At 47.2% G+C, this 26,411-nt stretch carries 24 protein-coding genes; 7 read left to right on the top strand and 17 right to left on the bottom strand.

Annotated elements, in window-relative coordinates; genetic code table 11:
* Nucleotides 1–211 precede the first annotated feature (211 nt).
* The 5 genes from accA to dnaE all read right to left on the bottom strand — a co-directional run bounded on the left by accA (nt 212) and on the right by dnaE (nt 7,722).
* Nucleotides 212–1,189 carry an acetyl-CoA carboxylase carboxyl transferase subunit alpha gene (gene accA / locus ACQCVH_RS00905; protein ID WP_426834061.1) on the bottom strand — a complete coding sequence of 326 codons (978 nt, stop codon included), beginning with the start codon at nt 1,187–1,189 and terminating at the stop codon, nt 212–214.
* On the bottom strand, nt 1,183–2,049 hold the full coding sequence (gene accD, locus ACQCVH_RS00900; protein ID WP_224898459.1) for an acetyl-CoA carboxylase, carboxyltransferase subunit beta: 867 nt from the start codon (nt 2,047–2,049) through the stop codon (nt 1,183–1,185). The genes accA and accD overlap by 7 nt, the downstream gene beginning before the upstream one ends.
* 198 nt (nt 2,050–2,247) lie before the next feature.
* Nucleotides 2,248–2,814 (bottom strand): FadR/GntR family transcriptional regulator, encoded by a 567-nt coding sequence (locus ACQCVH_RS00895; RefSeq protein ID WP_426834428.1) that lies wholly within the window; start codon nt 2,812–2,814, stop codon nt 2,248–2,250.
* A gap of 66 nt (nt 2,815–2,880) precedes the next feature.
* Nucleotides 2,881–4,119, bottom strand: coding sequence for an NADP-dependent malic enzyme (gene ystJ / locus ACQCVH_RS00890; protein WP_426834060.1), 1,239 nt, complete (start codon nt 4,117–4,119; stop codon nt 2,881–2,883).
* Nucleotides 4,120–4,362: 243 nt separating this feature from the next.
* Nucleotides 4,363–7,722: a DNA polymerase III subunit alpha gene (gene dnaE / locus ACQCVH_RS00885; protein WP_426834059.1), complete on the bottom strand. Its 3,360-nt coding sequence runs from the start codon at nt 7,720–7,722 to the stop codon at nt 4,363–4,365.
* Nucleotides 7,723–8,192: 470 nt separating this feature from the next.
* Between dnaE and ytrH the strand changes: the two genes are divergently transcribed.
* Together ytrH and ytrI are read left to right on the top strand one after the other, a co-directional pair.
* Nucleotides 8,193–8,528, top strand: a complete 336-nt coding sequence (gene ytrH / locus ACQCVH_RS00880; RefSeq protein WP_009791343.1) for a sporulation membrane protein YtrH — start codon at nt 8,193–8,195, stop codon at nt 8,526–8,528.
* Nucleotides 8,525–9,028, top strand: coding sequence for a sporulation membrane protein YtrI (gene ytrI / locus ACQCVH_RS00875; protein ID WP_009791342.1), 504 nt, complete (start codon nt 8,525–8,527; stop codon nt 9,026–9,028). Before ytrH ends, ytrI begins: the two co-directional genes overlap by 4 nt.
* A gap of 38 nt (nt 9,029–9,066) precedes the next feature.
* On the opposite strand, the gene ACQCVH_RS00870 is transcribed toward ytrI, so the two are convergent.
* On the bottom strand, nt 9,067–9,999 hold the full coding sequence (locus ACQCVH_RS00870) for a DHH family phosphoesterase (RefSeq protein WP_426834058.1): 933 nt from the start codon (nt 9,997–9,999) through the stop codon (nt 9,067–9,069).
* A gap of 178 nt (nt 10,000–10,177) precedes the next feature.
* Here ACQCVH_RS00870 and ACQCVH_RS00865 point away from each other — a divergent pair, with 178 nt between their 5' ends.
* Nucleotides 10,178–10,489, top strand: a complete 312-nt coding sequence (locus tag ACQCVH_RS00865; protein ID WP_224898449.1) for a YtpI family protein — start codon at nt 10,178–10,180, stop codon at nt 10,487–10,489.
* Between the two features lie 735 nt (nt 10,490–11,224).
* Here the strand turns inward: ACQCVH_RS00865 and ACQCVH_RS00860 are convergent.
* The 3 genes from ACQCVH_RS00860 to ACQCVH_RS00850 form a co-directional block, all read right to left on the bottom strand.
* Nucleotides 11,225–12,544, bottom strand: a complete 1,320-nt coding sequence (locus ACQCVH_RS00860) for a DRTGG domain-containing protein (RefSeq protein ID WP_426834057.1) — start codon at nt 12,542–12,544, stop codon at nt 11,225–11,227.
* 132 nt (nt 12,545–12,676) lie between these two features.
* Entirely contained in the window at nt 12,677–12,928 is a 252-nt protein-coding gene (locus tag ACQCVH_RS00855) for a hypothetical protein (RefSeq protein WP_426834056.1), read from the bottom strand.
* Between the two features lie 338 nt (nt 12,929–13,266).
* Nucleotides 13,267–13,947 carry a metal-dependent hydrolase gene (locus ACQCVH_RS00850; protein ID WP_426834055.1) on the bottom strand — a complete coding sequence of 227 codons (681 nt, stop codon included), beginning with the start codon at nt 13,945–13,947 and terminating at the stop codon, nt 13,267–13,269.
* A gap of 159 nt (nt 13,948–14,106) precedes the next feature.
* Between ACQCVH_RS00850 and ACQCVH_RS00845 the strand changes: the two genes are divergently transcribed.
* Nucleotides 14,107–15,201: a M24 family metallopeptidase gene (locus tag ACQCVH_RS00845; RefSeq protein WP_426834054.1), complete on the top strand. Its 1,095-nt coding sequence runs from the start codon at nt 14,107–14,109 to the stop codon at nt 15,199–15,201.
* A 276-nt stretch (nt 15,202–15,477) separates the two neighbouring features.
* Here the strand turns inward: ACQCVH_RS00845 and ald are convergent, their stop codons facing one another.
* A complete protein-coding gene (gene ald / locus ACQCVH_RS00840) occupies nt 15,478–16,599 on the bottom strand; it encodes an alanine dehydrogenase (RefSeq protein ID WP_426834053.1) in 1,122 nt (373 codons plus the stop codon).
* A 249-nt stretch (nt 16,600–16,848) separates the two neighbouring features.
* On the opposite strand from ald, the gene ACQCVH_RS00835 reads away from it, so the two are divergent.
* Nucleotides 16,849–18,174, top strand: coding sequence for a purine-cytosine permease family protein (locus tag ACQCVH_RS00835; RefSeq protein ID WP_426834052.1), 1,326 nt, complete (start codon nt 16,849–16,851; stop codon nt 18,172–18,174).
* 43 nt (nt 18,175–18,217) lie between these two features.
* On the opposite strand, the gene ACQCVH_RS00830 is transcribed toward ACQCVH_RS00835, so the two are convergent.
* Entirely contained in the window at nt 18,218–18,373 is a 156-nt protein-coding gene (locus ACQCVH_RS00830; RefSeq protein ID WP_224898436.1) for a hypothetical protein, read from the bottom strand.
* 108 nt (nt 18,374–18,481) lie between these two features.
* On the opposite strand from ACQCVH_RS00830, the gene ACQCVH_RS00825 reads away from it, so the two are divergent.
* Nucleotides 18,482–18,934, top strand: coding sequence for a universal stress protein (locus ACQCVH_RS00825; protein WP_426834051.1), 453 nt, complete (start codon nt 18,482–18,484; stop codon nt 18,932–18,934).
* Between the two features lie 39 nt (nt 18,935–18,973).
* On the opposite strand, the gene argH is transcribed toward ACQCVH_RS00825, so the two are convergent.
* On the bottom strand, nt 18,974–20,362 hold the full coding sequence (argH, locus tag ACQCVH_RS00820; protein WP_426834050.1) for an argininosuccinate lyase: 1,389 nt from the start codon (nt 20,360–20,362) through the stop codon (nt 18,974–18,976).
* The gene (locus tag ACQCVH_RS00815) at nt 20,359–21,564 is read right to left on the bottom strand and encodes an argininosuccinate synthase (RefSeq protein WP_426834049.1); all 1,206 of its coding nucleotides are present in this window, start codon (nt 21,562–21,564) and stop codon (nt 20,359–20,361) included. Before ACQCVH_RS00815 ends, argH begins: the two co-directional genes overlap by 4 nt.
* A gap of 236 nt (nt 21,565–21,800) precedes the next feature.
* Here ACQCVH_RS00815 and ACQCVH_RS00810 point away from each other — a divergent pair, with 236 nt between their 5' ends.
* Nucleotides 21,801–22,115: a hypothetical protein gene (locus ACQCVH_RS00810; RefSeq protein WP_426834048.1), complete on the top strand. Its 315-nt coding sequence runs from the start codon at nt 21,801–21,803 to the stop codon at nt 22,113–22,115.
* A 70-nt stretch (nt 22,116–22,185) separates the two neighbouring features.
* Here ACQCVH_RS00810 and ACQCVH_RS00805 read toward each other — a convergent pair whose 3' ends face one another.
* From ACQCVH_RS00805 to ACQCVH_RS00790, 4 genes are all read right to left on the bottom strand, one after another.
* Nucleotides 22,186–22,701, bottom strand: coding sequence for a MogA/MoaB family molybdenum cofactor biosynthesis protein (locus ACQCVH_RS00805; RefSeq protein ID WP_426834047.1), 516 nt, complete (start codon nt 22,699–22,701; stop codon nt 22,186–22,188).
* On the bottom strand, nt 22,698–23,540 hold the full coding sequence (locus ACQCVH_RS00800) for an EcsC family protein (RefSeq protein WP_426834046.1): 843 nt from the start codon (nt 23,538–23,540) through the stop codon (nt 22,698–22,700). The genes ACQCVH_RS00805 and ACQCVH_RS00800 overlap by 4 nt, the downstream gene beginning before the upstream one ends.
* A 138-nt stretch (nt 23,541–23,678) precedes the next feature.
* Nucleotides 23,679–24,866, bottom strand: coding sequence for an acetate kinase (locus ACQCVH_RS00795; RefSeq protein ID WP_426834045.1), 1,188 nt, complete (start codon nt 24,864–24,866; stop codon nt 23,679–23,681).
* A gap of 493 nt (nt 24,867–25,359) precedes the next feature.
* The gene (locus tag ACQCVH_RS00790) at nt 25,360–26,346 is read right to left on the bottom strand and encodes a class I SAM-dependent methyltransferase (protein ID WP_426834044.1); all 987 of its coding nucleotides are present in this window, start codon (nt 26,344–26,346) and stop codon (nt 25,360–25,362) included.
* Nucleotides 26,347–26,411 lie beyond the last annotated feature (65 nt).

Here is a 26,411-nt window from a genome sequence, read left to right as displayed (position 1 = left end):
GAAATATATATTTGAGAGGATAGTCCATACCCTCTTATTATAAACATAATAGCAGGGAATATTTCTAAAATACCATGAAGAATGGTCTATCTCAACTTAATCATGCACGAAACAGCAAAAGACGGAATTATCGCTAAAATGAAAGCGTTTAATCCGAAAACTGACTGCTTTCACGACTGAGTAAAAGAAAAACGTGCTGGAAGCACGTTTTTTAATTTACCCCAATATAGTCATTCAAAAACGAGTATTCCCCGATTGACTTATATTTATCATATCTTTGGCTGACAAGCTGCTCCACTGGCAAGCCTTTCAATTCCTTCAGTGCGGAGTACAAAATGCTTTCGATTTCGAAGGCCTGTCCCCTCACATCTTTATGGGCTCCCCCTTTGATTTCCGGGATCACTTTGTCAACAACTCCCAGCTCCTTCAGATCCGGAGCGGTGATCTTCATTGACTCTGCCGCCCTTTTCGCCTGGGCTGCATCCTTCCAGAGAATTGCTGCTGCCCCTTCTGGTGAGATGACGGAGTAGGTGGAGTTTTCAAGCATCATAATACGGTCCCCGACTCCCAATGCAAGGGCGCCCCCGCTCCCGCCTTCACCGATGACGACACAAAGGACAGGCACTGTGAGGCCAGCCATCTCAAACAGGTTGCGGGCAATGGCTTCACTCTGCCCCCGCTCTTCTGCTGCCTTCCCGGGATAAGCGCCTTTCGTGTCAATGAAGCAAATGATCGGACGGCCAAACTTCTCTGCCTGCTTCATCAGGCGGAGGGCCTTGCGATATCCTTCAGGATGAGGCATCCCGAAATTCCTGCGAATATTTTCCTTGGTATCCTTGCCGCGCTGCTGGCCGATGACTGTGACAGGAAGTCCCCTGAATTTCGCAATACCTCCGACAATCGCTTCATCATCTCCAAACGCCCTGTCTCCATGGCACTCAAAAAAGTCAGTAAAGATGTGGGATATATAATCAAGCGTCGTCGGCCGTGAAGGATGGCGTGCAATCTGCACCCTGTCCCAAGGTTTCAGATTCTCATAAATATCCTTCTCCAGCTTCTCAAGGCGGTTCTCAAGCTTGGTTATTTCGTCAGAAAGGTCGACTTCTGCATTTTTAGTAAAATCCTTAAGTTCGGCAATTTTCTTTTTCAGTTCAACGACAGGCTTTTCAAATTCAAGTTCTCCTACCATTCGAAGTCACCTCCTTGATGAATGCTGAGTATGTTAGCTACTTTCTCCTTTAGTTCCGGCCTTGGCACCACTGCATCAAGCTGGCCATGCTTAAGCAGGAATTCAGAAGTCTGGAAATCCTCAGGCAGTTCTTCCCTGATCGTCTGTTCAATGATCCTCCGGCCCGCAAAGCCGATCAATGCTCCCGGCTCTGCCAAATTGTAATCTCCCAGTGAGGCGAAGCTTGCTGAAACGCCTCCTGTGGTAGGATGAGTCATGATCGAGATGATCAGGCCGCCATTATCGCTGAAGCGTTTGAGTGCAACGCTCGTCTTGGCCATCTGCATAAGGCTGAGGACCCCTTCCTGCATCCTTGCGCCGCCTGAAGCAGTGAAAATGATAAACGGAACAGACAGCTCATCCGCTTTCTCAATCGCCCGGGTGATTTTCTCCCCGACAACAGACCCCATGCTTCCCATCCGGAAAGTTGAATCCATTACAGCTACAGAGACTTTCATGCCTTCTACTTCACCAGTCCCCGTTACGACAGCCTCATTGATGCCTGTCTTCTTGCGATCCTTCTCCAGCTTCTCCACATAATCAGGAAAACCAAGCGGATTCTCAGAAATCATATTTCCATCCAGCTCTTCAAAAGTATGCGGATCAAGGAAACTGTTAAGCCGCTCACGGGAATTCATGGAATGATGGTGCTGGCAGTGGAAGCACACTTTTAAATTCTTTGACAGCTCTTTCGTATACATGATCTTTTTGCAATTAGGACATTTCGTCATAATTCCCTCTGGAACATCATGCTTTGCGGTTTCCGAAGGTATGGTTGCATATTTCTTCTTTTTTGGTTTACTGAATATATCTTTAAGCAAGGTGAACCTCCCCCATTCGTTACATAAGCAATTAATATCAGGCAAATGCCTCAGGAACTATTAGTCCCAATGTACTTAAATACTGCTTAAGAGCCAGTGGTCAGACCACTGCCCTAAAAAACGAAGCCTTTTCAGGTGCTTCGTATGTTTGTCCCTATCAATATAGAACAAGCGTGTTGCAGAATCTGCAAAAAACTGTCACCGCGGAATCGACAATTTCCTTAACTCCCGGTACACTCTCCTGACTTCGGATTCTTTGCGGGTAGAAAGAGCATCGATAAGACCGGTATAGTCTTCGAGTCCGGCATCCGCCCCTTGCAGATGCAGTGAATTGTAATAATCCTTCAGGATCAGCCACATTCTGATGAACAGATGGTTATCCGCCAGGCTGACAATTTTGTAAAAAAAATCATCATCTGCAAAAGCGGATGAATTCACCCACTTCCGCAGCTTCAGAAGCTGGGCATCTTCTGCCTTGCGCATGACCAGCCACAGGCAGTCCATCTCAATCAGGTACTTTGTTTCCCTGACATCATGCTTTGATCTTTCATCCTGCAGGATGAATGTGCTCAATAATTGTACAAGCTGGTGCCCCCTGAAGTCACGGATGAATGTCCCTTCCCCGCGCCTTGTCTCAATAAGGCCAAGCAGTTCAAGCGCACGCAGCGCTTCTCGGACGGAAGAGCGCCCGACATTCAGACGCTCTGTCAGTTCCCGTTCAGAAGGCAATTTGTCCCCGGGCTTCAAGCCATCCTCCTGGATCATCGATCTTAATTCTTTCACGATTTCAACATATACTTTGGAGCCTTCCGACAAATTCACGCTCTCTGATCACTCACTTTTTCCAATGACTGCAAGTCTGCTTGTTTTTGCCTTTACTTCTTCTGGATCCACTTTGATCCTGGCAACGCCAGTCTCCATTGCTGCCCTCGCTACCGCTGCAGCCACCGCCGGCGCAACTCTTGGATCAAATGGCCCCGGAATGACGTAGTCGGCAGTCAGCTCTTCGGTGCTGACCAGGCTGGCGATTGCTTCCACCGCAGCCACCTTCATTTTCTCATTTATATGTGTTGCCCTTACATCAAGGGCTCCGCGGAAAATTCCAGGAAAAGCAAGGACATTGTTCACCTGGTTAGGGAAATCCGACCTTCCGGTGCCCACTACCATGGCACCTGCCTCTTTTGCTTCTTCAGGCATGATCTCAGGATTAGGATTGGCCATCGCAAAAATAATAGGGTCCTGCTTCATTGTCCTGACCATATCTGATGTCAGAGCTCCTTCTGCAGAAACTCCAATAAATACGTCTGCATCGACGATGACATCCGCCAGGCTTCCTTGCTTATTGTCGCGGTTCGTGTATTTCGCCACTTCATTTTTAATATCATTCATGCCCTGCGGACGGCCTTCATAAATAGCGCCTTTTGTATCGCACATGATGATATCCCTGACGCCATAGCTGTACAAGAGCTTAATGATGGCAATTCCGGCAGCGCCTGCACCATTGGCTACGACTTTGACCTCATTCATCTTCTTTCCGGCTAGCTTAAGGGCATTGACCATCCCTGCAACTGTCACGATTGCTGTGCCATGCTGGTCATCGTGGAAGATCGGGATATTGGTTTCTTTTTTCAGCCTTTCTTCAATCACGAAGCAATTAGGAGCCGCAATATCCTCCAGATTGACGCCCCCGAAGGTCGGCTCAAGAAGCTTTACAGTTTCAACGATCTTATCAATATCGGTTGTATTCAGGCAGATGGGAAATGCATCAACGCCTGCAAAGCTTTTGAAAAGGACCGCTTTCCCTTCCATTACAGGAAGCGCAGCCTCCGGGCCGATGTTGCCGAGTCCAAGCACGGCTGTCCCGTCTGATACTACAGCAACCATATTGCCCTTCATTGTATACTCATATACTGTTTCCGGTTTATCATATATCGCCTTGCACGGCTCAGCCACTCCCGGCGAATAAGCAAGGCTCAGATCCTTGGCATTACGTACCTGGACCTTGGATTTCGACTCCAGCTTTCCCTGGTTTTCGCGGTGCATATGCAAAGCTTCTTCTCTTAGTGTCAAAACGGCTCACTCCTTCGTTTATGCAGAAAAGGTTTCATTTGCTATATTATTAAATACTTATTTTAGTGGTCAGACCAGTCAATCTATTTACCAATATAACATATCCTGATTTGATGTAAAGACAAAACAACCGGTCCAAATGACGTATTTTCGTCCGTTTCTGCCTAATTTCAGGACGACTTGCTGCTGTAACCTTTCTGCCGGAAGAAGCAAAATTCCTGCCTGTAACAGGCAAGAATCCCACTATTTTATAATTACATTTTCAGTGCCGAGCACGCTGCCCAGATCTTTGAGCAGCTTTTCAGAGGCATCTGCTCCGTTCCCTTCTGCCAGGCGGATCGTCTTTTGGGAACCTGCATAATGAAGGACGACCGGAACAGATCCAGGATTCCTCCCCAGAATAGCTTTGAGCTCCTTCAGGCCTTCAGGTGTTTCTTTATCTTCGGAGACCTTCAAATATAATGTCCTCTCACTCTTGCCTGCTTCTGCTGCAGCCTGTCCCATCTCTGCCGCGCGGTTCACAATAAACTGCCTCTTTCCATCCCGCTCCTCGGCTTTTCCTTCCAGAAGGAGAATAGCTCCCTGCTTCAGAAGTGCCGAATCTCTCTTATATACCGCAGGGAATACGACTGCCTCCATTTCTCCGCTCTGGTCATTCAGGGACAGGAAAGCCATGGCCTCCCCCTTCTTCGTCCTGATTTTTTTAACTTCAGATAGATAAGCCGCAGTTCTTATATTCCTGCTGCCTGGTTCCATATCTGCCAGCTGTGTGACACCGAGGGAAGCAAAACTGGAAGCGTACACGGAAACAGGGTGGTCTGACAGATACAGGCCCAGATACTCTTTTTCATACTGAAGCTTATCTTCAATGCGGATGGGGTCATTTTCCGCGTACTTCGGCTTGATGGAAAATTCATCTTCAGAGAAGAAATCCTCCTGGCCGGACTCATCTGGCTTAACCAGCTCTGCATGCTCAATCGCTATATCCAGAGTGGCAAGCAGAACAGCCCGGTCCTCCCCGAATTCATCAAAGCTGCCCGAATGGACAAATGCCTCGAGAACCTTTCGGGATGCTGATTTTGCCGGAACCCTTATGCAAAAATCAAACAAGTCTTCAAAACGCTTCTGCCTCCGGGCGTGGAAGACATCCTTCAGGACTGATGCGCCTATCCCTTTCACTGCTGCAAGGCTGTAGCGGATGCCGCCGCTCTCCGCCTGGAAGGTATAGCCGCTCGAATTGATTGATGGCGGAAGAAGCGTGAGCCCCAGATGCTTCAGCTCACGGATATACTGGGCAAGCTTGTCTTCATTGCCTGAAGCCTGCGAAAGGAGTGCCGCCATAAAGTTCAATGGGTAATTAGCTTTCAAATAAGCAAGCTGGTAAGCGATAAAGCTATAGGCGACAGCGTGGCTTCTGTTAAAGCCATAATTAGCAAAACGCACAATCAGGTCATAAACTTCCTGGGCTGTTTTCTCGTCATAGCCGCTATTCACGGCACCTGAGGCAAAATGGGCCCTCTCCCGGTCCAGCACATCCTTCTGTTTTTTGCTGACAGCCCTTCTCAGCAAATCTGCTTCCCCCAAAGAAAAGCCGGCCATCTTGGAAGCAATCTGCATGATTTGCTCCTGGTAGACAATGACCCCGTAAGTTTTCTCTAAATATGGCTTCAAGTCAGGATGCGGGTAAGAAATCGGCTCCTTCCCATGCTTTCTGTTAATGAAGGATGGGATATTTTCCATCGGCCCCGGCCTGTATAATGCATTGACCGCCACGATATCTTCAAATCTGGTCGGCTTCAGCTTCTTGAGCACGTTCCGCATCCCATCGGATTCAAGCTGGAAGACACCTGTCGTTTCCCCGGAGCTCAGCAGTCTGTATGTCTTTTCATCATCCAGGGGAATCTTTTTTATATCGGGTTTCTTTCCTGTTTTCCGCTGTATGGAGGATAAAATCGTTTCAATAAGGGAAAGATTGCGCAGCCCGAGGAAGTCCATTTTTAATAGGCCGGCATCCTCCAAATGCTCCATTGAGTATTGCGTCAAGTAGACTCCTTCATGGCCCGCTTGGATTGGAACCACATTAACGAGGGGAAATTCGCTGATAACCACACCTGCAGCATGTGTTGACGTATGCCTTGGAAGCCCTTCAATTTTCAGCGCTGTTTCAAATAACCTCTTATTCAGGCTGGATTCTGCCGTAAAAGCACGCAGCTGTTCTGATTCTTTGTAGGCTGTTTTCAGGTTTGTGCCTGGGCGGGACGGGATCAGGCGCGAAACCTGCTCAAGCTCTTTTGCATTCAGGCCGAACACCCTTCCTGTGTCCCGCATTGCCGCTTTGGCTGCCAGCGTGCCAAACGTAATAATCTGGGCCACATGGAGCTCGCCGTATTTTTTTGCGACGTATTTGATGACCTCATCTCTCCTATGGTCTGGAAAATCTATATCGATATCAGGCATGGATATCCGCTCGGGATTCAGAAAGCGCTCAAACAGAAGCTCATGCTCAATTGGATCCGCATCGGTTATATAAAGGACGTACGACACCATGGATCCGGCCGCTGATCCCCGGCCAGGGCCAGTAAGGATGCCATTTTCCCTGGAGAATTTGATAAAATCCCAGACAATCAGAAAATAATCGCTGAACTTCATTTTTTTAATGATGCCTAACTCGTATAGAAGGCGTTTGCGGTGAACCTCCGAAGCATCAGGATAGCGTTCCTCAAATCCTTTCCAGCACAGTTCTTCCAGCAGGGTATCTGCATCCCCCTCCGGAACAGGATATTTTGGCAGATGCTTCTTATCAAGCTCCAGCATGACATTGCACTGCTCCATAATTTTAATGGTGTTCCCCAAAGCTTCAGGACTTTCTGTGAAAACCTCTGACATTTCTTCTGCTGTCTTAAGATAATATTCATTACTAAGAAGACGGAAGCGGTTTTCGTCCTGCAGTTTATCGCCGTTTTTGATGGCCAGAAGGCATTCCTGGGCAAAAGCATCTTCTTTTTCGGCATAAAACACCTGGTTTGCCGCAGCGGTCTGGATGCCATGCTTCACAGACATTTCCTTCAGCTTCCTGTATATCTTCTTTTCTTCCGGAAGGCCATGATCCTGATAGGCCAGATAAAACCGGTCTTTTCCGAAAATCTCTGTATAGAGGCGAATGGATTCAAGCGCCTTATCTTCTTCACCGCCCGCAATATACTGTTCGATTTCTCCTTCAAGGCCCGGTGTAAGTGCAATAAGCCCTGAGGAATAATGCTTCAGCCATTTGACAGGGATTCCCCCGTCCGCTTTCGTTTGAAGAGTGCTCGATATTTTCAGGAGGTTCTGGAAGCCGTCCTGGTTTTGGGCCAGGAGAACTAAAGGGCTCGGTCCCTTTTCCCCAGCCCCTGATTCAATATCTGCGCAAAGGCCGATGATTGGTTTAATAGAATGCTTGAGACATTCCTTGTAAAATTGAACCGTACCATACATCACATTCCGGTCTGTCAAGGCAATGGCACGGAAGCCTTTCTCCTTTGCCCGCGCCACAAGCTGTTCAACCGAAACGGTACTTGTCAGCAGGCTGTATGCACTATATACATGAAGGTGAATAAATGACATAAACTCACACCCTTAATCCGTCGTTCCGGGCACAAAGCCTTGCAGGGAATCTGAACCTCCCCCGCCGGCTCCGCACTAGAAAGAAACTTTTATAATATCAATTATAGAACGTCCGTTTCCAAAAAGAAAATAGAAAAGCGGAAGCGGCTTGCCCAATTAAGGTACGCAGGCTAAAAACGCCACATCCTGTGGCAACGCCTGCATGACCCGCGTCCTGCGGGCCCAGCATAAGACGCCTGAGAATAAAAGGCGTTCTTTGCCTTTAATTCTCAGGTGGCTTATGACTCGAGTCTCTAGCCGCTGGAGCTGGACAAAAAGAAATCCGGAAAAGCCTTGCTCATCTGCCTTAAAAATCCCTCTAATCTTTCCTGATCATGAACATAATGGCCGAAGTTTGTCCATAAGATGGAATAGGGGAAATTTATGAATCTTTTAAACGAGCGACTATCTCGATAAGGAAGGATTACACTATGAAACACCAGCCATTTTTTGCTTCAATGATGGAAAGCTATTTTATTGCACTGGGTGTTTTGATCGGCGGATCGATTATCGGGGGACTTGCAGCTTTCCTGACCGGCAAGCCGCCTCTGACTGAGGTGTTCCGCCTCTCCAATATGATCAGGATCTGGGCGATCGTCGCCGCGATCGGGGGGACTTTTGATGCTGTATACAGTTTTGAAAGAGGGCTGTTTCAGGGAGAGACAAAAGATATCTTCAAACAGTTCATGCTCATTCTTTCCGCATTGGGCGGAGCACAAACGGGGGCATTGATCATCAGCTGGCTCACACAGGAGCATATATCATGAGGATTCCTCCTTACTACAGGAAGCCGGCATGGCAGCAGCTGTTTGCCGGCATGGCCATTGGCGGCGCTGTCAGCTGGTTCATCTTTTTGTTTATCTTCGGCGTATGGCAGGAGGATTATAGTTTTAAGATAGAAAAACAGGAAGAAACAATTGCAGGGCTAAGAAATGATATCAAGCTATGGCAGGAGAGCTTCAAGGAACAGAACAAGAAAAGCCTTAAACAGATGACTGTCCAGGACATAAAAGTAAAAATAACAAACGCCGATAAATACAAGCTTGATACATTGAGTGTGCTTCAGGTCGAGGACAGCGTCAAGGAGGATATAAGAATTCTGGTGGCCAAGGATATGGAAAGCGTATCGAAAAGCACAGGGCTGATCAGGAAAGTCATCGAAAACCGGACATTCCGCATCAATGATAAAAGATACCGCCTTGAAGTAAGTGAAATGGTTATTTTCACAACATTGACGATTTCCCTGAAGATATCATTTGAAGATTAAGGAAAGGCGCCCATTTAGCCGGCGCCCTTTCAGCCCTGTTACTGGCAGATTTCCTCCAAATCTTTGATGACATTGTTCTTTTCTTCCCATGAATGGATGGAAGCACCTGCTGCCAGAGGATGTCCTCCGCCTTTATACTTTTTGGCCAGGCCATTGATGACCGGCCCTTTTGAACGGAGTCGGACTCTGATCTGGTCTTCTTCCTCTATAAAGAATACCCACGCTTTGATTCCCTGGACATTGCCAAGCACCCCGACAAGAAGGGATGCATCTGAGGCCTTAAGTCCGTATTGCTCCTGAAGCTCCCTGCTGATAGTCACGGATGCTGCCCCATTTGCAAGAACCTCGAAATTCTGCAGGACATATCCGTTCAGTTTGACCACATTCGGCTTCAGCTCGTACATCTTGTCATAAAGATCTGTACGGGAAAAGTTATAGCGGATCAATTCTCCAGCAATTTCAAAGGTTTTTTCCGTTGTGCTCGGAAACAGGAACCGTCCCGTATCCCCGACAATTCCCCCGTATATCAGCCTTGCTGCCTCATCAGACATCTTTAAACCGGCATCTTTCCCATCCAGGTAGAATTCATAGATCATTTCACTGACAGAGCTGGCATCGGTATCAACCCACATAAGGTCGCCATAAGGATCTTCGTTCGGGTGATGGTCGATCTTAATGAGCTTATCGCCCATCGTATATCTCTGATCACAGACACGCTCCTGATTGGCTGTGTCGCACACAATGACCAAAGCCCCTTTATAGGCTTCATCCGGGATGCTGTCAAGCCGCCTCATGAAGTTTAGCGACTCTTCCTCCTTCCCGACCGTATATACCTTTTTTTCCGGGAAAGAAGTTTTAATAATTTCCGCAAGCCCGCCCTGGGAGCCGTATGCATCAGGATCAGGCCTTACATGGCGGTGGATGATGATGGAATCATATTTTTTTATTTCATCAAGAATTTTTGCTTTCATTGTGATCTCCTTTTAGAAAGAATATCTAATTATTAGCATAAAAGAATCAAAAGAAAAAGAAACGTCCTGCTCTTTTTATGGCTTTTCCTCCTGATTATCGTTAAAATAATAGAGGTGCCGGCTCATAATCAGCTGTCACTTAAACTAATCTTAAGAGAATGATCCCGGAGGAATTCAAATGCCTGTTTTAGTCATACTGATTATTATTTCCATTGCATTCTATGTATTCTATAAAATAAAGACTGTAAGAAGCCAGAGGCCTGCGGAAAAAAAGTGGCTGTCTGCCAAGTCAAGCATCGCGCTGGGACTGTTTGTCGCCTTATTCGGCATCAACCAGCTCTTCCTTTACAGCACAACTGTCACCTATATTGTCGCTGCTGTCTTCATTATTCTCGGCGGAATCAATGTCTGGGCAGGCTTTAAAGCCTACCAGCACTATCTCCCATATGCCGCTAAGGAAGCAGAAGAAATTCGCAAACAGCAAAATTGAAGCCTTTTTCAAAAAGCCGTTCCTTATGGAAGCGGCTTTTATTTATGGCTTGGTTAAAGATGCGGATGCTGCCTCATGGGCAAGCCGCCTCCGCTTTTATCATTTACAGTTATTCCTCTTCGATCTTCTAAAACAGTCCAGTTCCGGGCGCTAGCCCCTCGAGGTTTTAAGTTAAGCAGATCAAAAGGTTAGGCTCTGTTAAAGTCTGTTGTTGAAGATTTGATTAAATGGAAATATAAAAGCAGGAAGCCTTATTTGAGTGACCAGCAGGGCTTAAATAAGCGGAGATTCTCCGGTTAATTGCTGAATATGGCACGATTAGGTGCAAATAAGCGGAAGATTTCCGTTTAAGCGGAGCGAGGTTGCCCATTTTCCTGTTTTTTGAATCGATAGCCGGAATCTCTCCGTCTATTTGAGCTATTTTTAGCGCTTTTTTGAAATTAGGGGGAATTTCTCCGCTTATTTTTCAACCTATCATTGATCCCTATTCAGGTCCGGGAAGGATCCGCTCTTTTATGGCTGGACTGGGATTGCTCTTAAATAGATTTTAACTATAGGGCGCATCAGCTTAACAAGCAAATCTTACAAAATGGAACTTTCCACAAATCAGGAAGCCCATTTTTTATTTTTTATATCAACACTGAACTTTAACAGCGCCAAAGGTTAAAGAGCAAATCATTCGCTCTGTTCGTCTTATCCTTGTCGCCGTCTCTGGGCAAGCGCCCTCCACTTTTCTTAATGCCGGTCAATGAGCTGGCACATCATCATGGCTTTCCCTACGAGGATGCCTTCGCTGAAGACTTCTACGTCTACTTTGCCGAATTTGCGCCCTGCCTCAAGTATTTTCGGGACGATTTCGAGTATGCTGTCGATCTGGACGGGCTTTAGGAAGTAGATGGTCATATTCTCTACGACAAGATCCCCTTTTTTATAGCTTCTCAGGACTCTGTTGGCTGCTTCGGTGACAATGGTTGTGAACACGCCGTAAGAGATGGTGCCGAGCGGATTGGTCATTTGGGGGCTGACCTCGCAGCGGTATACATCTTCTCCCCTTGCCTTTCCGCGCGACAGGACCAGCTGGCTTGTTACGGTATCATCTATCGTCTCACCCACCTGCGGCTGCCTTTGGATCATCTGCAGCGCCTTGAGCACATCCTGCCTGCTGATGATTCCCTGAAGCCGGTTTGCCTCATCCGCAACAGGAAGGACCTCGATGCCTTCCCAGACCATCATATGGGCGGCAGAAGCTACACTTGTCTTTCCGTTTACAGTCATCGGGCTTTTGGTCATCAGTTTATCGATAGCTGCGTCCGGAGCATGTCCCATAATATCCTTCGAAGTGATCATGCCCTGGATTTTCATATTCTGATCCACGACAGGGAAGCGGCTGTGAAGGGTTTCCCTGTTGCGGCCATGCCAGTCTGAGACAGTTTCAGAGGAATTAAGGAATACCGTTTCCTGAAGAGGGGTCAATATATCCTCCACCATGACAATCTCTTTTTTGATCAGCTGATCATAGATGGCCCTGTTGATCATCGTGGCTACAGTAAACGTATCATAGCTTGTAGAGATGATTGGCAGCTGAAGGTCATCTGCCAGCTTTTTGACTTCATCATCCGTATCAAATCCGCCTGTGATCAGGACCGCCGCCTCTGCTTTCAGGGCAAGCTCATGGGCGCGTGTCCTGTTCCCTATGATCAGCAGGTTTCCGGCGCCTGTATAGCGCATCATGGCTTCCAGCTTCATGGCGCCGATCACGAATTTGTTGAGAGTCTTATGGAGGCCGTCGCGCCCTCCAAGGACAGTCCCGTCTACAATATTGACCACTTCAGCAAATGTCAGTTTTTCAATATTCTCTTTTTTCTTCCTTTCGATCCTGATGGTGCCTACTCTTTCAATCGTGCTCACATAGCCTTTATTTTCAGCATCCTTGATTGCACGGTAAGCCGTCCCCTCACTCACTGACAAGGCCTTTGCTATTTGCCTGACGGATATTTTTTCACCGATCGGAAGCTCATCTATATATTGCAGAATTTGTTCATGCTTAGTAGCCAAAACCTTCACCCTTTATTTAAAATTGCTGTTCATCTTGTAAAATTTTCTTATTTTATTATAAGGTGAATTCCCGGCCGATTCAATTTTACTATTGATGTTATAACAAATGATCGCAGAACTGAAGCCTTCAGGCTACTTGCTGAAGCTCCTGGCCGGCCTCTTTTTCCTTTTGGCTGCTGCTCCCGCAGAAAGCCTTGCCTTTGCTTTGACTTGCGAAAACAGGAGTCCGGATAAATTGCCGGCCATCACAAACAGGGCCAGCAGCAGCCAGACCCCGGCAAAAATGCCTTCCGCCCCCGGGCTTTCAATCGACAGCTTCGGGACCGCATAGTATAGCATCATCCCGCACAGCAGGATACACAGTAAATACCGATTGTTCTTCATTGCAACTCCTCCTTTTTCTATTTTATATCTATGCGGACATGCCTGAAAAAGACCTTTAGAGAAGGAGAGTTTGGTTGCAGGAACAAAAGCGCAAGCGCCTTGATCACCCTTAAGGAACACAGACTAAGAACGCCACGACCTGTGGCAGCGTCTGGATGCCCCCCCTTCCTGGGGGCCTCAAGACGAACCTCCCGGAAGGGCGTTCTTGCCTTTTTGGGAGGTTTGGCTTGTGATCTCGGCGCAGCTGCTGGACGTTGATCAAGAATTGATATTTATCCACAAGACTTACAATTTATAAATTCCTTTACAGAAAAAAAGAAGTGCAGCCGCAGCTGCACTTACAGTTCGATGGATTCTCCCGCTTCAAGCACCTTGCCTTTGCCTTCAGGAAGCATTTCAATGAATTTTTGCGGATCCTGTTTGATCGGAGGGAAAGTATTAAAATGGATAGGGACTGTCACCCCTGCCTGCAGCAGCTCAGCTGCATATGCTGCATCCTCAGGACCCATTGTGAAGTTATCTCCAATCGGAAGGAATGCAGCATCAATCGGATGACGGTCGCCGATCAGCTTCATATCGGAAAATAATGCAGTATCTCCTGCATGGTAAACCGTTTTGCCCTCAGCCATGAAAAGAACGCCGGCCGGCATGCCAAGATAGATAATCTCTTTATTTTCTGTCATCAGTCCCGTGCCATGAATGGCAGGTGTAAGCTTTACCTTTCCAAAGTCGAACTCATAAGCGCCCCCGATGCTCATCGCATGCGTCTTGATGCCCTGCCAGCCTAAGTAAGCTGCAAGCTCGGCATTTGCAATGACAAGAGAATCATTGTTTCTTGCCAGCTCTACTGTGTCTCCCAGATGGTCGCTGTGGCCGTGTGTCAGGATAATGACATCCGGTTTGACGTCCTCTGCCTTCAGGTCTGTCAGTTCATTGCCTGTGATGAATGGATCGAATAAGATCACTTTGCCTTTTGTTTCAATTTTTACGACAGCATGCCCATGGTATGAAACCTTCATCGCTATCTTCTCCCTTCAAATTCTTATGTAAACTAATGTTCAACAAAAATACAGGATTTCCTCCTGGATATAGTCCTATACCCTTTCTTATTCACAATTAAAAGTTTACAATTAACGTGAAGCAAACTGCACTTACATACGATTTAGGAGGTTTTTTGCATGGACAGCAGAATCAGCAAGTTATCACAATGGATGAAGGAAGAGAATATAGACTTCAGCTTTATCACTTCTCCCGATAATGTCTTTTATTTAAGCGGGTTTCTCAGCGATCCTCACGAACGCCTCCTTGGCCTGGGCGTTTTCCAGGATGAAGAGCCTTTCCTTGTCTGCCCCGGGATGGAAAAAAATGATGCAAAGAATGCCGGATGGAATTATGAAATCATCGGCTACAGCGATACGGATAATCCTTGGGAATTCATCTCGTCGGCCATCCAGAAAAGGAATCAAAAAGTCAGCAGGGCTGCAGTTGAAAAAGAACATATGAATGTAGAGCGATACGAGGCAATTTCTGCTTTATTCTCCGGCGGAGCATTCGTTTCTGCCGAAGAGAAGCTGAGAAAGCTAAGGATGGTGAAGGATGAGAAGGAGCTGAAAATCATCCGTGAAGCTTGCGCCCTGGCCGATTTTGCCATTCAAACAGGCTGTGAGGAAATTAAAGAAGGAAAGACCGAGATGGATGTCCTCGCTGCGGTCGAGTATGCCTTGAAGAAAAAGGGCATCAATGAAATGTCCTTCTCCACGATGGTCCTGACCGGCGCAAACGGCGCTTCCCCGCACGGAACTCCGGGAATGACCAAAATCAAGAAAGGCGATCTTGTCCTTTTTGATTTGGGTGTCGTAGTCGACGGCTACTGCTCAGACATTACCCGCACTGTCGCATACGGGGAGATCAGCGAGAAGCAGAGAGAAATATATGATACAGTTCTTAAAGCGCAGCTGGCTGCCGTGGAGGCATCAAAGCCGGGGGCTGCCTGCTCTGAAATAGATATGACGGCAAGGAATATCATCGCAGAGGCCGGCTATGGGGAATACTTCCCTCACCGCCTTGGCCACGGTCTCGGAGTGAGTGTACATGAATATCCTTCATTGACTTCAGCCAACTCCCTCCAGCTTGAAAAAGGCATGGTATTTACCATTGAACCTGGCATCTATGTACCTGGTACTGCCGGAGTCAGGATTGAAGATGATTTGGCCGTAACAGAAAACGGCGTTGAGATTTTAACGAAATTCCCGAAGGAACTTCAATTTGTCTGATTGACGGAACAAAAGCGCAAGCGCCTTGATCACCCTTAAGGAACGCAGACTAAAAACGCCGCGTCCTGTGGCAACGTCTGCATGATCCCCTTCCTGGGGGCCTCAAGACGAACCTCCCGGGAAGGCGTTCTTTGCCTTTTTTGGGGGGGTTCGCTTGTGACCTCGGCGCAGCTGCTGGACGTGGATCAAGAATTGAAAATTATCCACAAGTCTTACAATTTATAAATTCCTTAACAACAAAAAGATCCGGAGCAGCTGCTCCGGATCTTTTCTGTTTTACTGCTGCTCAAGCAGTGTCGCTGTATCAGAATAGTCAAGGCCATGTGCCTCGGCTACAGCTTTATACGTAACATAGCCGTTAAGGGTATTAATGCCCTTCAGCAAAGCTTCATTATCAGCGCATGCCTGCTTATAGCCTTTATTGGCGATCTGGACCGCATACGGCACAGTGACGTTTGTCAGGGCAATCGTCGATGTGCGCGGCACAGCGCCAGGCATATTGGCGACCGCGTAATGAACGACGCCATGCTTTTCATAAGTTGGATTGTCATGAGTAGTGATCCTGTCAGTCGTCTCAAAGATCCCGCCCTGGTCGATCGCAATATCAACCACGACAGAGCCTGGGTTCATACTCATGATCATTTCTTCTGTCACAAGCTTTGGCGCTTTTGCTCCCGGAATAAGAACCGCACCGATTACCAGATCAGAATCTTTGACTGCTTCCGCAATATTATATGGATTGGACATTAATGTTGTCACATCATTACCGAAGATATCATCCAGCTGGCGCAGGCGTTCCGGGCTCAGGTCGATGATAGTCACCTTTGCACCAAGTCCTACCGCCATTTTAGCTGCATTGGTACCGGCAACACCTCCGCCGATGATCGTCACTTTTCCGCGCTGCACGCCAGGCACACCGGATAATAGAATCCCTTTGCCGCCGTGGACCTTCTCCAGGAACTGCGCTCCGATCTGGGAAGCCATCCTTCCGGCAACCTCGCTCATAGGGGTCAAAAGGGGCAACGCATTATTGGCAAGCTGGACCGTTTCATAAGCGATCCCAACCACTTTATTATCAATCAGAGCCTTCGTCAGCTCCGGCTCTGGAGCTAAATGCAAGTATGTAAATAAAATCAAGCCTTCGCGGAAATAAGCATATTCACTAGGCAGGGGCTCTTTTACCTTCATGACCATTTCCATGGACCATGCTTCCTCTGCACTGTTTACAATTTTCGCGCCAGCAGCTGTATAATCTTCATCAGTGAAACCGGATCCCATGCCAGCCTGGGTTTCAATAAATACTTCATGGCCAAAATTCAGCAAATTGACAACGCCAGCCGGTGTCATTGCGACACGATTTTCATTGTTTTTTATCTCTCTGGGTATTCCGATACGCATGCTGCATACCTCCTGCAAAATATAGTAAATAGGATAGAACCGATACTACTATAACACCTTTATAGGAAAAGAAGAAAGAAAAATTTTTATATTGCCTGCAAACCCTTACATTGCCGTCATGATACGCTCTGGTTAAAATTGCATAGTTATTAGGTGATGATGACATCTTTGCGGGCCGGCGATAAAAAAATATCCTGCGGCAGCACTGCTTATTGTAAAATGGGTGTTAGAAAGAGAGCTGATGCAAGTATGGCTTCAACTGCCAACATACAACAAGACAGCAGGGGAAAAATTGAGCAGCTTGGGCTGGAGGCCGTTCCCTCCCACCTTAAACAAACTCCCTGGTATGATTTCACGATTCTGCAGATGGCCTTTTCGGTAAATTCGGGGAATTTCCTTGTCCCTGCACTTGCCGTGATTTCAGGGGGGCTTTCTTTTTATGCTGCCGTGGCATCCACTATGATTGGGGCTGCTTTCGCCTTTCTGCTTGTGTCCTTCTTGACGCTTCCCGGATCCCGCTACGGACTTCCTGCCCAATATGCAATCAGAAGCATGCTTGGCACAGGGGCGGCAAGATATGTTTCGTCCCCGATCCGTACTTTGACATCCTTATACTGGTTTGCTGTTCAGACGATTGGCGGGACCGCTGTACTGACTGAGCTGGGGAGCAGGCTTTTTTCTGTCAGGCTGCCTTTTCTGGCAGTTTCGGTCTGCCTTGCCCTGATCATGGCCATATTGGCTCTTGTCGGCTTTGATGCGGTGAAAAAGGCAACACGTTATTTTATGCCATTTCTGCTGATCGGCCAGGCTGCACTATTTGTCCTGCTGATCCAAAAAGCGGGCCAGACTGATTACAGTCCGATTCTAAACCATGGCGGCTGGGAGCTTTCTTCATTCCTGTTCTATTCAAGCCTGGCTTTTGTCCAATACGTTTCAGGAGTCAGTGCCTCTTCTGATATGGCAAGGTACGCGAAATCAGAACGGGGGGCTTTTTGGGGGCTTTTTTCAGGAAATACAGCTGGCTTTGCGGTCACAGCCGTTTTAGGCGCACTGTCTGCAAGCCTCCTGGGAGAGCTGAATCCTTTTGTGTCTGCAAGCACCCTCACATCTTCTGTTCCCCTGCTGGTGCTGATTTTCGCCTGTGCCATGATGTCCATGATTTCCATTAACCTGAATAACGCCTATACAGGCGGATTCAGTCTGCTGAATACACTCCAGGGGCTTGGAAGGATAAAAAGTGCATGTCTATTCGGGCTCGCTGCGGTCATTCTGAGCTGCTTCCCTGATATCGTTGAATCAGCGCAGAAATACATATCTCTGCTCGGCACCTTTGTCATTCCCATTTCTGCGGTTATTGCAGCAGATTTTCTTTTTGTAAAAAGGCGGAAGCTGACTGAAGCAGATCTGCTCGTCCTGCGGGAGCCTGGTTTTGTAAATAAGCAGGCGATCATCAGCATGGCTTTTGGGATCATTTTTTACAGCCTCCTGCCAGAAAATGCTTCTCCAGGCTTTGTTTCATTTATAGCCACCGCTTCCCTTTACATCTGTCTTCAGCTGCGAAAAGGGAGGCAATAAAGGGAAAAGCGCAAGGCAAACGCCCTGCACTTTTTTCAATGTTTTATTTTGTTTCCTCTTTGCTGCTGTAAGTGTCGACTCTTCCATTTTCCTGGTCGATGACACCGCTGTTGTACGAATCCATGATTTGTGCACTTACCTGGCTGTGTCCCTGATCGTCATAGATATAATGAGACTGCCCTTTTGGCTCTTTTGGCATCGTCATTTCCCCCTTATAAATTTTTTTCATCTTTACTATCTTTCGAATTTCTGTAACAGTTATGCATTTTGGGGTAATGTATAATAAAGGTAAAAGGAGGAGATGCAAATGACGCTCACGTATAAAAACATTTTAGTAGCAGTAGACGGCTCCAAAGAGGCGGAATGGGCCTTCAAGAAGGCAGTCGGGATAGCGGTCAGGAACAAAGCCAGGCTGACCCTTGCCCATATCATCGATACACGCACCTTTGCAACTGTCGAAGCCTATGACAGGACAATTGCTGAAAGGGCTGACACATTTGCAGGCGAGCTGCTTAAAAAGTATCAGCAGGAAGCAGTGGAGGCTGGAGTAGAAGATGTGGAATATGTGACAGATTATGGTTCTCCGAAAGTGAAGATCCCCAAGGAAATTGCCAAGGTCCAGCATGCAGATCTGATCGTCTGCGGGGCAACTGGTTTGAATGCAGTCGAACGCTTCCTCATCGGCAGCGTTTCCGAGCATATCACCCGCTATGCCCCTTGTGATGTGCTTGTGGTCAGGACCGAAAAAGACCCGGAATAAAAGTTAAAGGCCGCTGCCTCCCGGCAGCGGCCTTTATTGTTATGAATAGACTTTGTCCTTCAGGCGCCCTTTTGCTTTTTCCAGCGCCTTTTTTATTTGGGCAAACCCTGTGCCCCCCTGGCTGTTCCTTCTCGCGACAGCCGCTCTCGGGTCAAGGACTTCATAAATATCCTCTTCAAAAAGTGCGCTTGCCTCTTTATATACATCCATTGGCAGGCCGGAAAGGAAGCAGCATCTATTCACACAGTCAAGTACAAGCTTCCCGACAATTTCATGCGCTTCCCTGAATGGCAAGCCTTTACCGGAAAGATAGTCAGCCAGTTCTGTCGCATTGGAAAAATCGCTTTTCGTGGCATTTTCCATTACTTCACTGTTAACCGTCATGGACCCGACCATGCCGGAAAAAATTTTAAGTGAGCCAATAACCGTTTTAACCGTATCAAACATTCCCTCTTTATCTTCCTGCATATCTTTGTTATAAGCAAGAGGCAGCCCCTTCAGCACCGTAAGCAGGCCGACAAGATTGCCATAGACACGGCCTGTTTTTCCGCGGATCAGCTCTGCCATATCCGGGTTTTTCTTTTGCGGCATAATGCTGCTCCCTGTCGCAAAGCTGTCATCGAGCTCAATGAACCGGAATTCCTGGCTGGACCAGAGAATGATTTCCTCGCTGAAACGGGACAGGTGCATCATCAGGATGCTGCTTGCTGAGAGGAATTCAAGGATAAAATCCCTGTCGCTTACGGCATCCATGCTGTTTTCATAAATATTATCAAAGCCGAGCAGACTCGCTGTCAGCTCGCGGTCGATCGGAAAGGTTGTACCGGCAAGGGCGCCTGCACCAAGAGGAGAAACATTGATCCTTTTCAGATTCTCACTGTATCTCTCCTTATCCCTTTCCAGCATCCAGAAATAAGCCATCAAGTGATGCGCAAACGAAATGGGCTGGGCTCTCTGAAGATGAGTATAGCCCGGCATGAGGGTTTCCACATTCTCCTCTGCCTGGGAAAGCAGTGCTGCCTGGAGCTCTTCAATCAGCTCGATAACATGTGCTGCCTGTTTCTTTAAATACAGGTGCATATCTGTTGCTACCTGGTCATTCCTGCTTCTGCCTGTATGAAGCTTGCCGCCGACAGGCCCGATTTCGTCCGTAAGCAGGCTTTCCAGGTTCAGATGGATATCCTCAAGCTTTACGGAGAAAGGAAGCTCCCCTTCCTGGGATTTTTCCTTTAACAGCTTGAGCCCCTTTTGGATCTGTGCTGCTTCCTCTTTTTCAATGATGCCGCAGCGGGACAGCATTTCCACGTGCGCAAGGCTTCCCTCTATATCCTCCTCAACAAGCTCCTGGTCAAAGGAGATGGAGGCGCCGAATTCATCCACCCATTCCTCTGCCGATTTCGTGAATCTTCCTCCCCAAAGTTTCTTCACACTGTCACCTTCTTATTCTGTACAATGCTTTGAACCTTGGTCGGCAGACCCCATAACTGGATGAAGCCAACAGCAGCATTATGGTCGAATTCATCTTCAGAGGTATAAGTGGCCAACTTTTCATCATAAAGGGAATAAGGAGATTTTCTGCCTTCGACGATGCTGTGCCCCTTGAACAGTTTCACCCTTACAGTTCCAGTCACATGCTTTTGCGTTTCCTCAAGGAAAGCCGTTAAAGCCTTTTTCAATGGTGAGAACCAGAGCCCTTCATAGATCAGCTCAGTCAGTTTTTTCTCGATGACTGGCTTGAAATGGGCAAGCTCTTTCACAAGGGTAAGGTCTTCAAGTTCTTTATGCGCTTTGATCAGCGTCATGGCTCCGGGACATTCATATACTTCCCTTGATTTGATGCCGACAAGTCTGTTCTCAACATGGTCAATGCGGCCGATCCCATGCTTGCCTGCCATAAGGTTCAGCTCAAGGATCAATTCGGATAACGGATAAACTTTGCCGTTCAGGCTTACCGGCACCCCTTTGCTGAATTCAATTTCCACGATATCAGGGGTGTCAGGCGTATACTCAAGGCTGGTTGTCAGATCGTATGCTTCTTCAGGCGGTGCAGCCCATGGATCTTCCAGGATTCCGCATTCATTGCTGCGGCCCCAGAGGTTTTGGTCTATGGAGAAGGGGGAATCCAGATTGATCGGAATCGGGATATGATTATCCTTTGCATATTGGATCTCTTCTTCTCTGGACCATTTCCATTCCCTTACAGGCGCGAGCACCTTGAGATCTGGATTAAGCGCCTGGATCGATACCTCGAACCTTACCTGGTCATTTCCTTTTCCTGTACAGCCATGGGCAACCGCAACGGCGCCTTCCTTTTCAGCCACTTCAACAAGCTTTTTAGCAATAAGAGGCCTTGAAAGAGCGGATACAAGCGGGTATTTGCCTTCATAAAGAGCGTGCGCCTGAAGGGCTGCTAGTGCATATTCATTCGCAAACTCTTCTTTCACATCCAGCACATATGACTGGACGGCTCCCACTTTTAGCGCCTTTTCCTGGATGAACTTCAGATCTTTGCCTTCCCCAACGTCAAGGCAGCATGCAACCACCGAGTAACCCTGGTCGCCAAGCCATTTAATCGCCACAGAAGTATCCAGTCCGCCTGAATATGCTAAAACAACTTTTTGATTTGACATGAAAATTTCCTCCTCTATAGATAAACGAATAAATATTCATTTAAATTATGTTTTTATACAATTAACTAGTTATTACTCTAACAATATTCCAGGATTAATTCAATAGTTATTCGTTAAAATGTATAAAAATTTATCACATCACCCATGGTGACAGGCACCTGTACCAGTCGGCCGGCTGGTATAGGTGCCTGTCACCATGTACAATAAAAGCAGCCTATTTTTGGGGGACGGATGAGATGGAGGATGTTTTTGTTTTGGATGGACGCCTGGGGATTGCGGTTCCTGTGCTGGATGGCGAGTGGGAAGAGTACCCGCAGGAAGAGCGCCAGGAAATCCTGTATACATGGGAGAAAATCCGCGGGGGGATCCCGGACAGGATTTCAGAGCTTGAGTCGCAGATAAACGGCAGGCAGGATCAGCTTGCAGATGAAGAAAATTTTGAGCTTTCATGCAGACTGAACAGCGAGATCGCGGACCTTGCTTCCATCATCAACGATCTTTGGCTGTGGTACAGGGCCAATCAGGAAATCAGGGGAAAACTGCACCGCTGAATTAGCTCTACAGAAATAATGTGCACGAAAGCAAAAAGGCGGGGCGCCATAATGGCACCCCGCCTTCATTTTATTTAAGATCCTTCTTTATTTCCCTTACAACATGCCCGAGCTCCGGGATGATTAATTTATTCATAGCCAGCCTTACTGCACCCGATGATCCCGGTGTGGAAAAGACTGCCGTATTCTCAATGATGCCAGCAGAAGCGCGGGAGAGGATTGCAGCCGAGCCGATGTCCTCCTGGTAGCTTAGCATCCGGAATAATTCCCCGAAGCCGGTAATTTCCTTTTGATAAAGAGCGCTCACCGTTTCAATGGTTACGTCCCTTAAAGCAATTCCAGTCCCTCCATTGGTAAGTACTGCATCGATCTCCGGGTCTGAACATCCCTCCAGAACCGCCTCGCTGATTTTTTCTTTTTCATCCGCCACAATCTGATAGGAAGATACCAGATGGCCTTCCGCTTCAAGGAACTCCTTCATCAGCTTTCCGCTTTTGTCAGTCTCCGGATTTCTCGTATCACTGATGGTAATGATTTTGCAGTTGACTGTTTTTGGAGCTGCTTTTTTATGTTCTTCGCTGCTCATCGCACTTCTCCCTGTTTCTTCAGCAAATACCTGTACTGATAATATTTGTGGGCGAAACCAGTGACCTTCCTGGTAAACTGATAGTTTGCCCCAGCTCCTATGGCCATGCTGACAAGCGGGATGCCCTGGATGGATTTCCTTTTGAATGCCGCTATAGCCAGGCCTTTAAAAAGCTGTTTAATTGGCTGGCCCATCCATGCGATGTCTGTCAGTTCCTCCTGCCCCTCATAAAAATAAGCTTCTTCCGCATTCTCCAGTTCGGCCAAAAGCTGCTCCCAAGCCTGTCCCTGCAGGCGCGGAGGCAGGATCGATGCGCAAAACACCTTTAAGGAAGCCATCATCTCATAAGGCGTGTTCACTTCAATTCCATATGTCATTGCAATGAGCTGGACTGCACGCAAATTGATGACAGCCATGGCAGGAAGATCGGATCCAAGCAGCAGCACTCCGCCGGTCCCGGAAGCCCCTCCCTGTGCAAATGAGTAAAGGCGGTGGCGTGCAATCTGCTGATTGGCTATGTATTGCAGCTGATTGATATCTAATGAGGCCAGATCTTCCACTGTTTCAATGCCCTCATCAAAGATGCGTCCAGCAGAAAGGATCCGTTCCTTTGCATCCAGCTGGAGCTGTGAGCTTTGGATCAAGGCATGGAGATGGAACAGCCAGTTATCCAGGGACGCAAAAAATTGCTGCTGAGTCTTATCAGGAAGCAGCAGGAATGCCTTTTCTAAATATTTGTCATAGGTCAGCTCCAAATCATTGGATTCATACTGCGCCAGCTTGTCTTCCCATTGTGCAATCTCAGATAGAGCCTGTTCTTCCCGTCCGTTTAAAGCCATATCTTCATCCTCCTTGCCAGTGTTTTTGTTCAGTATAGCATATAGGTTCAGGCAATTCCTGTTTCATTGAATGGAGAAGGCAGAAAAACAAAAGGACAAAGAAGCCTCGGCTCCTTTGTCCTTCCAGTAATTCAAATATTATTTCGCAAGCCTTACTACATCCCTGGCGATCATAACTTCTTCATTTGTCGGGATGACGATGACCTTGACCGGTGAGTGAGGATAGTTTACGAATGTTTCCTCTCCGCGGACCTTGTTCAATGCAGGGTCCCAATATACGCCCATGAATTCCAGTCCCTGAAGAACACGCTCACGGATTTCTGCACTATTTTCGCCGATGCCCGCTGTAAAGATAATGGCATCTACACCGTACATGCGGGAAGCATAAGAGCCGATATATTTGTGGATCCGGTTTGCAAACACTTCAAGAGCAAGCTCTGCTCTTTCGTTGCCTTCAGATGCTTGTACCTCGATGTCGCGAAGGTCGCTTGAGAAACCGGAAACTCCAAGCATCCCGCTCTCTTTATTCAGTACATTAAGTACTTCATCAGCTGACTTGCCTGTTTTCTCCATGATGAATGGAATTAAAGCAGGGTCAATATTCCCTGAACGGGTACCCATTGTCACACCGGCAAGCGGTGTAAAGCCCATGGATGTATCGATTGATTTTCCGCCTTCGATGGCCGCGATGCTCGCACCGTTCCCCAGGTGGCAGGAAAGCAGGCGAAGCTGCTCAAGCGGACGGCCAAGAAGCTCTGCTGCACGCTCTGATACATATTTATGTGAAGTTCCGTGGAAGCCGTATTTACGGATGCCGAACTTCTCATAATACTCATAAGGAAGGCTGTACAGGAACGAGCTCTCAGGCATTGTCTGATGGAATGCAGTATCAAAAACAGCTACTGCCGGCACATTTGGAAGCACCTGCTGGAATGCCTTGATTCCCGTAATGTTTGCAGGGTTGTGCAGAGGCGCCAGCTCGGAAAGGGCATCGATTTTGTTGAGCACCTCTTCCGTGATCACTGCAGAATCTGCAAACTCTTCTCCTCCGTGTACTACACGGTGGCCGATTCCTTCAATTTCATCCAGGGATTCAATGATCTTTAGATCAGTCAGCTTATTGAGCAGAAGCTTGACTGCAACCTCATGGTCAGGGATTTCCGTTACTTCCGTCTGCTTCTCGCCGTTGACAGAAATACTGAAAACCGCATCATTCAGACCAATTCTTTCAATTAAACCTTTTGTAATTACTTCTTCGTTTGGCATTTCAAATAATTGAAATTTCAATGAAGAACTTCCAGCATTAATTGCAATAATTTTCGCCACGATATGTCGCTCCTTTTAAATGCGGACTCGCATACGTCCTGTATGTTTAACCAGTGCAATGGGGACCAAGGGGAAAATGTATCTCTCTTCCCTCCAGGATGCCAGCCTTTATATAACACTGATGCTTATCTAATGCCTGATGTGGTACACATTTATTGTGTGCAACTGGCATCATTTTATCTCTCAATTCCCCATTTAATCACTGTACTTGCATGATTTCAAGGAACATTCATAATTGGTATCGTTTACAGTAAAAATTAAGTGTATTCCGACATTTCGGTTATCTTCGCTTCTTATTTCCCCATTACCCCTGCGGCTCTTCTGCTAAAACAAAACTTCCCTTTAAAGACTGCCGATTAATGCTGCAGCATTCGCATACCCCTCATCCTGAAGACTTCTGCGGGCAGGTATTGAGGGTGGACAGCCCCATTAATTATTGGCTTCTCATGCAAAAAGTAAAAGCATGATCCACTTTGGAATCATGCTTTTGTCTTTATAACTTGTTTTCCCTGAACCAGGCGTCCACCTGCTTAAGGATCCTCTCGACCTGTTCAGTTTTTGATAGGCTCGGCATGTTCACAAGCAAGGCTTGCTTCGGAGCTGTGACCCCTTCACCTTTTTTCTGTAGGATAAAAACGCTTTTTGCGGCATTTTTATTTTTAAACAATGTTTCTGGCAGCTGAAGCAGGCCCTGGATGATGCTTGTCTTGCCTATATACTCCTTCAGCTTGTCCGCCTGTTCACTTTCAAACAGGCCATTAGGCACAATAAGGAATAGATAGCCGCCTTCCTTTACATGGCGCATGCTCTGTTCCAGGAAAAGATGATGGGCATAAGAATGGCCCTCGTCTGCCTTCAGTTCATACTCCTGCGCCCTTATGTCGTTGGGATAATACCCAACTGGAAGGTCGCTGATGACTGCATCCACGCTTTCAATGAACAGCGGCTCAAGGCTGTCCTGGTTATAGAATTGGATCGGGTGCTTCTGAAGATTGGCATTGATGTAGGCAAGCTTGATGAGAAGGTCGTCCACGTCTGACCCGACAGCTTCAATGCTCTTTCCTTCCTGCTGATTGATGACAGTAGTAAGGAGATTGCCTGTCCCTACCGCCGGATCCAGAAGGCGGAAAGATTTTGCCCCGACAAATTTATTCACAAGGTAACCCGTCAGCATTCCGACAGCATCCGGTGTCATTTGATGGTTTGGCTGCACATTTTCCTTCATGCCCTTTAAAATCGCCAGCTGAAACGACTTTCTGATATTCTCGCTTGTATAAAGGTCAAGATTCAGCGTCTCATAGCTTTTTTTCAGCCTTTTCACGTTCAGCTCACTGAGCCCGTCCTGGAGAATGGACTCTTGAAAAATATTATCGCCTGTTTCTGCAAGCGCCTCTAAATATGTACATTGCAGTTCTTCCTGCAAGATCATAGCTGTTTCGTTAAAGACTGAGAACAGTTCTTCTACGGGAGTGATACTCACTAATTCATTCCTCCTGCTAAAATATTATTGTCTTATTGTAACGGGGTTCCGGCAGGATCACAAGC

This window comes from Bacillus infantis (genome assembly GCF_050107595.1).
Taxonomy (GTDB): domain Bacteria; phylum Bacillota; class Bacilli; order Bacillales; family Cytobacillaceae; genus Bacillus_AB; species Bacillus_AB infantis_C.
The sequence above is the reverse complement of the archived record's forward strand: the minus strand, read 5'-3'. Positions and strand labels throughout refer to the sequence as shown.